Raw genomic sequence first — 9,895 nt, 5'->3', positions numbered from 1 at the left:
CTAACTTGTCCATAGCCTGTTCCCCCTCGGAGCTGTTTTTGGTGTGCACCAAAACTTTGCTCCTGGAACAGGCTTCTCGTCAATGTCTTATCCAGAATTCGGGTTAATTAACAAACCGTTATAAGGTTTGTTTTCCGATGTCAATTTATCGCAGCATTATCCGCTTTTGCTAATTCTTCATTGCGTAATTCTTTACGAAGGATTTTACCTACGTTGGATTTCGGCAACTCATCGCGGAATTCAACGAGTTTCGGTACCTTATATCCCGTCAGGTAACGACGGCAATGTGTCTTCAATTCATCCTCAGTTAAGCTGGGATCTTTACGAACAACAAAGACTTTGACTGCTTCCCCTGAGTTTTTGCTCAGAACACCCACTGCTGCCGACTCTAATACTTTAGGATGGGAAGAAACAACTTCTTCTACTTCGTTTGGATAGACATTAAAACCGGAAACCAGAATCATGTCTTTTTTACGATCAACAATGTGGAAAAAGCCTTTTTCATCTATGTTGGCAATATCACCTGTTGCCAGCCAGCCATCTTTCAACACTTCATCCGTGGCATCAGGACGTTCCCAGTAACCCTTCATGACTTGTGGGCCGCGTACCCACATTTCGCCTGCTTCTCCCGGAGAAACTTCATTACCATCACTCCCTACCAGCTTGATTTCTGTCGAAGCAACGGGATAGCCAATGCTGCCGCTGTAATGAGCCAAATCATGCGGATTGGCTGAAACCAGAGGGGCACACTCTGTTAATCCATAACCTTCCAGCAAGTGACAACCAGTCAGATTTTCCCACTTGTCGGCAACCACTTTCTGCACCGCCATGCCACCACCAACAGATAAGCGTAATGAAGAAAAATTCAGCTTCTGAAATTCAGGGTTATTCAACCAAGCATTGAATAGCGTGTTAACACCCGATAGTGCTGTGAAACGATAACGAGATAACTCCTTAACCGTTCCATTGACATCACGAGGATTAGTAATCAACAGGTTCTGCCCGCCGAGTTCAATAAAGAACAAGCAGTTTATTGTCAAAGCAAAGATATGGTACAGAGGCAGTGCAGTGACTACTAACTCTTGCCCGATTTTCAATAATGGGGAGTAACATGCTTTTGCTTGTTCCAGATTTGCCAACATATTACGATGAGTCAGCATGGCACCTTTTGCCACTCCGGTGGTTCCGCCCGTATATTGCAGAAATGCCAAATCCTCACCTTTCACATCCGGTTTGACATACTGCATACGATAGCCTTTGTGCATGGCACTACGGAATGAAATAGCATCCGGTAAATGATATTTTGGCACGAGTCGTTTAACGTATTTGACGACAAAATCGACGAGAGTTCCTTTTGTCCGAGAGAGTTGATCTCCCATGCGGGTCAAAATAACGTGTTTGACTTTAGTGTTGAAAACAATCTTTTCTAAGGTATGAGCAAAGTTAGAAACGATAACAATGGCAGATGTTCCACTGTCATTAAGCTGGTGTTCCAATTCACGCGGGGTATAAAGCGGGTTAACATTTACAACTATCATCCCTGCCCGCAGAATGCCGAACAGTGCTACGGGATATTGCAGTAAATTCGGCATCATCAATGCCACACGATCCCCTTTTTTCAACCCCAGTCCATTCTGTAAATAGGCAGCAAAGGCGCGGCTACGCTCTTCCAATTTACGGAAAGTCATTACTTCGCCCATATTGATAAATGCGACTTGATCGGCATAACGCGCCACAGCATTTTCAAACATTTCAATCAACGACGAATAACGGTCGGGATCGATCTCTGCCGGAACATTTGCCGGATAATGTTTTAGCCAGACTTTTTCCAAGTTGAATACTCCTGAAATCTAATTGCGGTATAACCACTGACCATAAAACAAACCAGATCTGTATATTTAACAAATTATTAACTCAGCGTACCAGTTTGAAAAGAAACATTGTTCAGGTTGGCGATACACATCACTAATTTATTACAATTAATTACTGCAAAAAATAAAGCGGCTATTGCCGCCTGCATTATTTTTATTTATTTATCAATTGGTTAACTTAAAAACCAACACTTAGGCTTATAATCCATAGATTATACACTGACTCACTGGGTTTTAACTTAAAGCCAAACTATTATTCCAAATGGTTATAATCAGGATAACCCAATAAAAGATAATTATTAAGAATAGAATTTAATATAGGATTCAGTATATAAAATAACCTCACAAAATGCGAGGCTATTTATGTTATCGTGATCTACTCGATTGGTGAATAAATTTACTCGGTTAGGATCTTTTCAACAGATACTGGCTGGGATGGTGAATACACTCCCCAAGCCGGGCCAAAAGGATTACCGTAGTAGCCCCATGGATCAGCGGCAACCGAAGAAGGGAAAATCATTCTCTGAGATTCATGCCAGCGTTTCATTCCCGTGACATTCATCACAATGTAATTATACGGGCTACTCCCTACTTTTCCTTTCTCCAGAGCCGTAATCAAACCCACTACAGTGACATAATGGTCTTTGAAATCACTCGGTTCTAAAAAAGCGTTCACGTAAGCATAAACCCGCCCCAGAGAAGCTTCCGCCAAACGTGGAGCTGCATTATCTGCTAATGGCATGGCAGAAATTTCCAACCGGGTTTGATCTTTTTCATTCAAGACACTGAGAACTTTTCCACCAAAACGCCCTTCATGCCCAATATATAATTCAGGGGCATTTTTAACGGAAAGTAAATTTTCCACCGGCGTTTTAGTCGTTCCCTTGATAGCATCAGGAACTGATACACAACCCGCAAGCATCACCATTCCCAGCACCATACCCAAAAACAATATTGCTTGCAGGGTGCTTCGACAACGTGTTCCATTGAGCATAAATTCCTCCGATCCTATAAAGCTTGATCAAACTGACTATAACTTAGACAGTCATCAATAACACCTTAACGACCCGGTAATTTTTTCCATGTTACTTCATTGCGCAAATAAACAGGCTCAGCATGTTCAACTGATGTCGCTTCTCCCGCTTCCCACATTTGAATCGCCAATGGCAACATATCTTCCGCATGAGGTAAAGTAATCTCACTGGCTACCAGTGTTAAGTGGCTGTCCAATAATTGAGGATAAGCTTCCCATCCCGTTCCCGCAATGGCCCATTCACCGGACAAGGAACTCATAATCGCTTGCGCTTGTTCAGGTTTTAAAACCGCTTCTGTTTCATCACCTTGCCACTCACCTTGTGAATTACGGCTGTATTGCCCCCAATAGATTTCCCCCATACGTGCATCAATGGCAACCAGAACGTTAGTTGCCCCTTTGAGGCGAAACGCACCTTGTGCCATCGTTTTCAGGGAAGAAACACCCAGCATCGGCAATTCAGCGCCCAATGCCAGCCCCTGAGCAATACCAACTCCAATCCGCACGCCGGTAAAACTGCCCGGCCCACGGCCAAATGCCAGTGCATTCAATTGTTGCAGACTCAAACTGCCCTTTGATAATACGTCTCGAACCATCGGTAAGATACGTTGAGTATGCTCTCGTGGGGAAATCTCAAACTGAGCCTCGACGACCCCTTCATTCCAAAGTGCAACAGAACAGGCTTCAGTTGCAGTATCAATAGCTAAAATCCGCGTGGACATGCCTTAACTCCGGCAAGAAATAGAATTCAAAAAAAGAGGGTTATGGTAGCATAACCCCGACAATTTTACTCTGGCTGTGATGGACGTGATTTCAGAAACTCTACTGCTTTTGATAAATCACGGGTACGAGGTGCAGGTGGTAAACTGTTCAGAAACACCTCTCCATATGGGCGCATAACCAGCCGATTATCACAAATGACAACAACGCCATAATCATCAATATCACGAATCAAACGCCCGACACCCTGTTTCAGGCTAATTACTGCATCGGGAAGCTGCACTTCGTTAAAGGCATCTCCGCCCTTAAGCTGACAATCTTCAATACGAGCCTTAAGTAACGGGTCATCAGGTGCAGTAAACGGTAATTTATCAATAATGACACAGGACAATGCATCACCACGGACATCTACCCCTTCCCAAAAACTGCCGGTTGCTACCAGCAGTGCATTACCTGCTGAGATAAATTGGGACAATAATTGCCCCTTGCTTGTTTCTCCCTGCACCAATACGGGTAATGTCATACTGGCACGAAACTCTTCTGCCAAACTGCGCATCATTTGATGAGAAGTACAGAGGAAAAAACAGCGACCTTTGTTACTTTCAATAAGTGGTTTCAACATACGTGCCAACCACTTTGCACCACCATTCTGATTAGGTGAGGGTAAATGACGCGGAACACACAATAGCATCTGACGCTGATAATCAAACGGGCTGGGGAGAAGTAGTGTTTGAGCGGATTTCAAGCCCAAACGTTCGGTGAAATGCTCAAGTTGCTCGTTGACCGATAATGTTGCCGACGTAAAAATCCAACTACCCGATTGTTCGCGGAGCATTTCACTGAATTTGTCTGAGACAGATAATGGTGTCAATGCCAGTAAAAAATGCCGACCATAACTTTCAAACCAATAGCTGTAGTTGGAAATGCTGACATCAATAAGACGTTTAAGGCGATTGCGATAAATTGTTGCCCGTTCAAAAGCCGCATCCAGCATCGTTGAACGCCCCAAAGAGAGTTTCATTACGTCATAACAAAGCTCCAGCGCATCATCCAATCGCACAAGTGCCCGCTGAACATGTTGCTGTTGCAAAACTTCACGAAGATTGCCCCGATAACTGTTTTCTCCCAACGACAGGCGAAAATCCTGCGCACTTTGACTGAGGCGATCTGCACTTTTTTGCAATTGAGCCTGATCACGCACTTCAGTGCGGTAAGCCATGATGATATCTCTCGATAGATCCATCAATTGACGGCTACTTAGCTGCTGCCCAAAATATTGACTCGCGATATCAGGAAGTTGGTGTGCCTCATCAAAGATCACCACATCAGCCTGCGGAATTAATTCACCAAACCCGGTATCCTTAACCACCATATCCGCCATAAACAGATGGTGGTTAACAATCACCACATCGGCTTCCATTGCTTTACGGCGAGCTTTAAGGACAAAACATTCCTGATAGCTCGGGCAATCACTGCCAAGACAGTTATCATTCGTACTTGTGACCAACGGCCAGACAGTGCTATCTTCCGCCACTTGATGGCAAGTGCTGATATCACCATTATCCGTATGGCTTGACCAATGCCTCAGTTTGATCACTTCCGCCAATATTTCAGCTTCCGACTGTGAATTGCCCATTGATTGTTGTCCGAGGCGTTCAAGGCATAAGTAATTCGAGCGCCCTTTTAACAGCGCTAAATTGCCCGTAAAACCCAAGGCATTGACAATGGTAGGAAGATCACGATTGTAGAGCTGATCCTGCAACGCTTTAGATCCCGTGGAAATAATCACTTTTTTACCGGAACGCAAAGCAGGTACTAGATAAGCAAATGTTTTACCGGTCCCCGTCCCTGCTTCCACGACCAATTGTTGCTGCTTTTCGATCGCAATCGTAATAGCCGAAGACATTTCTCGCTGGGCATCACGCGGTTTAAAACCCGGAATCGCTTTAGCAAGCATGCCATTTTTCGCAAAATCGTCTGACACAAACTGTCTCTTTTCAAAATTATTTATATAAAATATTTAACATAAACAAACTGTTAAAAAGAAAAAACGTAGAAATAAATATAGTATATACACAAATATGTACAAACAAAAAAGCACTCACTATGACATATAGTAATTGATTTTATAACATTAGGTAGGATAAAGGGAGAACGGCTCCAAGGTGGGGTGAGAAGGAAACTGCTAACACTATAGGACAGCAATCTGCCCTTAAACTTGCAGGGTGATCAGTCAAAAACTTGCCCAGTTGAGATGAGCGAAAAATTTCGCTGATTGACAGGCTAAAGTGAGGAGCCTCTGAAATTGGAGACTCCTTAATCTCAAGGAGTCCCCATAGTTAATTTCACTGCCTCCGTTTGAAATGGAAGCAGTGCTGGATCAAAGACGGGGAACCCACCTTTATCTAACTCATTTATTTAAAAAGGGAAAATACACCATTTAGGTAACCTTCTGATTTTATGTAATTTTGTCACTGTGCCAGAGATTAACGAAATCAAGAGGTTAATAGACGGAAAATCTCGCTCTTACTGTGCTGATTTTTATCAGTCATATGATAAATTCTATTAATTCCCTGCCTGTCATTTTATGTCATCCTGCCATCAAAACATGCAACCTATCAAATAATAGTCAAGCCGTACTCTCCAGTATTGATGAACCGATTTTATTAATGTTCACAGGCGGAGTAGTCTCTCACCGCCTTCATATTACTTAGCAATGTGTATTGTTGATTAAATGAGGGAATCACTATGCAAGATAAAAAATCTGAAACACAAGTCTTAGAAGATGATGGCCTTGTTGTTGTTCCAACCCCTGAATATGTCAAAGATTCAATCAAAGAAGCGATTGAAGAACACGCTCAAAGCCGTAATCACCCAGATGCTACTTTGCTGGATAAAGGATTTGTTACCCTGAGCAACGATGTCGGTAGTGATAGCGAAACTATGGCCGCAACGCCAAAAGCGGTGAAAGCAGCATATGATTTAGCAAACAACGCAAATGACAATGCTGATACTCGTTTAACAAAAGACCAGAACGGGGCTGATATACCGAACAAAGAGGAGTTTATTAAAAACATAGGTGCAGTATCAGAAAATGGCGGGATTTATCCAGGTTCTTTCCAGTTTCAGCAAGTAGAAACCACTCCGAAAGAAAGTAATCCTGTAAAGATTGTATCTGCTCCTCATCAAGAAGCTAATAAGCTTGTGGCCTTCACTAATTATGGTTGGTATGACAATAATATTCAGACAGGAATAGTGCGAGGTGGTAGTACTGATACTTTTGGATATGCAGTCGATATTAATTCAAAACGTAAATTCGCTGTTTCTGAAAGCTCATTGACTTTAAATGCGGACACGGTGTGGGGAGGCGTGGACGTATTCCGCCCTAGTGGAACATATTGGAGAATAGAAGGAACATCTGATGATGCTGACATTCTATTAAACTTCATAGATAGAAATCCCGATAGCTCAAACAGATCTGTTCAAATGCTACCCAAAGGAACTGGTAATATTATGTCAACATCCCATCATTATGTTGATACCAGTGGCTTTGTGAAAAAAAACTCTCCTATAATCAAGTTACATTCTGATGGTTCATTTGAAATAAACAATATATCTAAAGGTGCAACCGTTGTACGTTTGTCAAAAGGTACATATTTCATCAAAGGTGTTATGGGATTCAGTAATAATGGAGCAATAGGCAGTATCGAGATACCAAAATGTCAGAACGACCTCCCAATGATTTGGGTTGATCACGAAATATTACCTGATGGCTCCATCAAATTAATGACCTATCACCGTGAGCATTCAGATGCACCGATATTCGCCAAAAATATACGGGAAGGCTACGCTGACGGTGATTTGATTGATATTCCCGATGGCAGGTTTGTTTCTGTCCGGGTACAAATGCCGACTACTAAATAATCACAATCTTAATTCTTTCGTCACTTTCAAAATATAATTTGGAGGTAATACTATGTATGATTGGTCTGGAACTGTTCCTGCTATTGCTGAAAACGGTCAAGCCACAGGGCTTTTCCTAAAAGCGGGAGATGTAATATCAGTCATTGCTAGAGGGTGGGTGCAATATGGTGGGCCGGGAAATCCATATACTGCCCCCCAAGGTGTTGCTGACGAACCCAGTAACAAAGAATACAGTTTGGTTGCCAAAATTGGAGGCAAGACCTACGAAATTGGCAATGGTGTGCTCCACAAGACAATTCCTGCAAATGGTGAATTAGTACTTTTATTTAACGATTACCCTGGCGATTTTTCTGATAACACAGGTGAATTTCACGTTGCTGTCAAAATAGAATCGCGTTACTCTCCTGATTACCTTATTGAAATAAAGCCACTTGATTGAAATATTAAATATCTTTATTGAAACAATGCCAAGTGAGATAATATCAACATTCTCACTTGGCTAATGAAAATGCCTTTATTATCTTAACCGGCTTTCTCTTTAACCTATTTCATGTTCAGAATTCCCCACCTCCCTCAGCCCCACATTCCACACCGAATCTTCCGGCATCTGGACACGGACATCTAACCGACAGCCTTGTATCTTAAATGTAGGTTAAATAAATACGATTAGATTTGGTGCGGTGTATGCAGCCTACTCCAGCCTAGAGTTTTAAGCCCGTTCCGAAGCTATTGACGCATACACTGAGCCACTCATCTGAAACCCGAACAGTTGCCCGTCATCCATAACGTATTTGCAAGGTAGGGTAATATGAGTCTGCCAAATCCACTTTGTGTGGGCATCAGGGCGCGAGCATACTCTGATTAATATTCAGCTAAAGAAAACTCTGGCTTAATGCCTGACCACTGAATTCCCGCTCTACCGGTAAGATCAACATGCCCTGCTCTCCTGACTTACCAAATGACTGGACGCAACGTGCTTCGAAGTCTTTGTAGTCCACACAGCCATTCGCCAATATCGTGACCGCTTTCAGTTGTTCTGTGACCAGTTTCTTGGCTTCTGGCTTAAGGTACTGGTGAATCTTCTCCCCATTGCCTTTAGCTGCTTCTTTTACCTCAGCATAAACTGAATCAGACAGCACAACCTGATACACCCACTTGGAGATAATCATGCCAAACAATGACGGCGTACTACCGACATGGCCGTTATAGGGTAATCCTGACATGCGACTGAGTGCCTGATAAAAGGGTTGCTGAAACTGCTTTTCCCATGTAGCGGGTTTATCCAGAAGGAAGATGGCATTGATGCGTTGGTCGGTGAATGTGGGTTGGGTACTACGGATTAATGCGTCTATTTGTTCATCGCACCAGATTTCGAAGTCAACAGACAGCCAGCGGGCAAAGCGGATAGCGAGTTTTGGGTGAAGCCAAGTGCCGCCATTAATGCCTGCCCTTGTTTTTACTAAGCCTGTTTTCTTGGCTAAGCGGAATATCTTTATTCTCGTTGATGATTTATTTACTTCTAACCCTCTGATTTTATTTAATTCCAGCATGGTGCAGGAATTAGAAAATAGCTTTTCACTTAAAGCACAAAGATATTCCAACGTTTCAAGTTTGCTTAACCAATCATTTGGTTCTTTCTCAAACTTGGCCGCTACATCTGTCGCATTAATCCATCCCTCTTCATTAAAGCGAATGGGATGACCGTCATACTCAAGTGGAATGATATTACTCATCGCGTTTTATCTACATTTGAAATGAACTCTCGTTCACATAGGAAATCAGCCCGTCGAAACTCGCCAGCTATAACTGACTTCCTCGAAGGCTCATATCAAAGTGATTGGATTCGACGTTTAAAGAATTGCGCTGTGAATGCACAATGAAGTTCAGAGATAAAAAATGCCGCCAGCCGGTGTGCGTTGGGTACGCGGTAAGAACGGGTGGCAGCATGGGTTATTCCTGTAGCCATTCAGGGAATGGACACAGAAATATTTATTTTAGTTTCAGATGGTAACTAACTGTTAAGCATTATTCGCTTGTTATTGGGTGAAGATGGGTTTATTAGGTTGAGCGGTCTTTGTTGTAGTCAGCGAAATAAGGTGAATAAAATGAAAAAATATTTTCTTCTTTGCCTGTTGGCGAGTTCGGCTATTCTACCACTGCAAACTTATGCCAATACTTCCTTGGGTAATCCTTTAGATCCTCTTTGCATATTAATGCCTATGTTGCCGTGGTGTACTATACCAATCGTCATTGAAGATGCTTGATTTCTTATCCCAATCCGATCATGCTTACAACCATGAAAATTCATCTGACACCAGAACAAAAACGCGCCCTTGAATTGATGCAT

The 9,895-nt window shown here is 42.6% G+C and carries 8 protein-coding genes; 2 read left to right on the top strand and 6 right to left on the bottom strand.

Features of this window, described 5'->3' with window-relative positions; all coding sequences use genetic code 11:
- Positions 1 to 140: 140 nt before the first annotated feature.
- The 4 genes from fadD to AAC854_RS19590 form a co-directional block, all read right to left on the bottom strand.
- The gene (gene fadD / locus AAC854_RS19605; RefSeq protein ID WP_340618583.1) at positions 141 to 1,832 is read right to left on the bottom strand and encodes a long-chain-fatty-acid--CoA ligase FadD; all 1,692 of its coding nucleotides are present in this window, start codon (positions 1,830 to 1,832) and stop codon (positions 141 to 143) included.
- 436 nt (positions 1,833 to 2,268) lie between these two features.
- Entirely contained in the window at positions 2,269 to 2,865 is a 597-nt protein-coding gene (locus AAC854_RS19600) for a Slp family lipoprotein (protein WP_340618582.1), read from the bottom strand.
- Positions 2,866 to 2,930: 65 nt separating this feature from the next.
- On the bottom strand, positions 2,931 to 3,626 hold the full coding sequence (gene tsaB / locus AAC854_RS19595; RefSeq protein ID WP_340618581.1) for a tRNA (adenosine(37)-N6)-threonylcarbamoyltransferase complex dimerization subunit type 1 TsaB: 696 nt from the start codon (positions 3,624 to 3,626) through the stop codon (positions 2,931 to 2,933).
- A 65-nt stretch (positions 3,627 to 3,691) separates the two neighbouring features.
- On the bottom strand, positions 3,692 to 5,608 hold the full coding sequence (locus tag AAC854_RS19590; RefSeq protein WP_340618580.1) for a DNA repair helicase YoaA: 1,917 nt from the start codon (positions 5,606 to 5,608) through the stop codon (positions 3,692 to 3,694).
- Between the two features lie 764 nt (positions 5,609 to 6,372).
- Here AAC854_RS19590 and AAC854_RS19585 point away from each other — a divergent pair.
- Together AAC854_RS19585 and AAC854_RS19580 are read left to right on the top strand one after the other, a co-directional pair.
- Positions 6,373 to 7,548: a phage tail fiber protein gene (locus AAC854_RS19585; RefSeq protein WP_340618579.1), complete on the top strand. Its 1,176-nt coding sequence runs from the start codon at positions 6,373 to 6,375 to the stop codon at positions 7,546 to 7,548.
- 52 nt (positions 7,549 to 7,600) lie between these two features.
- Positions 7,601 to 7,987 carry a LecA/PA-IL family lectin gene (locus AAC854_RS19580; protein ID WP_340618578.1) on the top strand — a complete coding sequence of 129 codons (387 nt, stop codon included), beginning with the start codon at positions 7,601 to 7,603 and terminating at the stop codon, positions 7,985 to 7,987.
- A 433-nt stretch (positions 7,988 to 8,420) separates the two neighbouring features.
- On the opposite strand, the gene AAC854_RS19575 is transcribed toward AAC854_RS19580, so the two are convergent.
- The gene (locus AAC854_RS19575; RefSeq protein ID WP_340618577.1) at positions 8,421 to 9,281 is read right to left on the bottom strand and encodes a KilA-N domain-containing protein; all 861 of its coding nucleotides are present in this window, start codon (positions 9,279 to 9,281) and stop codon (positions 8,421 to 8,423) included.
- Between the two features lie 431 nt (positions 9,282 to 9,712).
- On the bottom strand, positions 9,713 to 9,895 hold a 183-nt coding region (locus tag AAC854_RS19570), incomplete at its 5' end, for a hypothetical protein (RefSeq protein WP_340618576.1).

The organism is Xenorhabdus entomophaga (assembly GCF_037996725.1).
Taxonomy (GTDB): Bacteria; Pseudomonadota; Gammaproteobacteria; order Enterobacterales; family Enterobacteriaceae; genus Xenorhabdus; species Xenorhabdus khoisanae.
The sequence above is the reverse complement of the archived record's forward strand: the minus strand, read 5'-3'. Positions and strand labels throughout refer to the sequence as shown.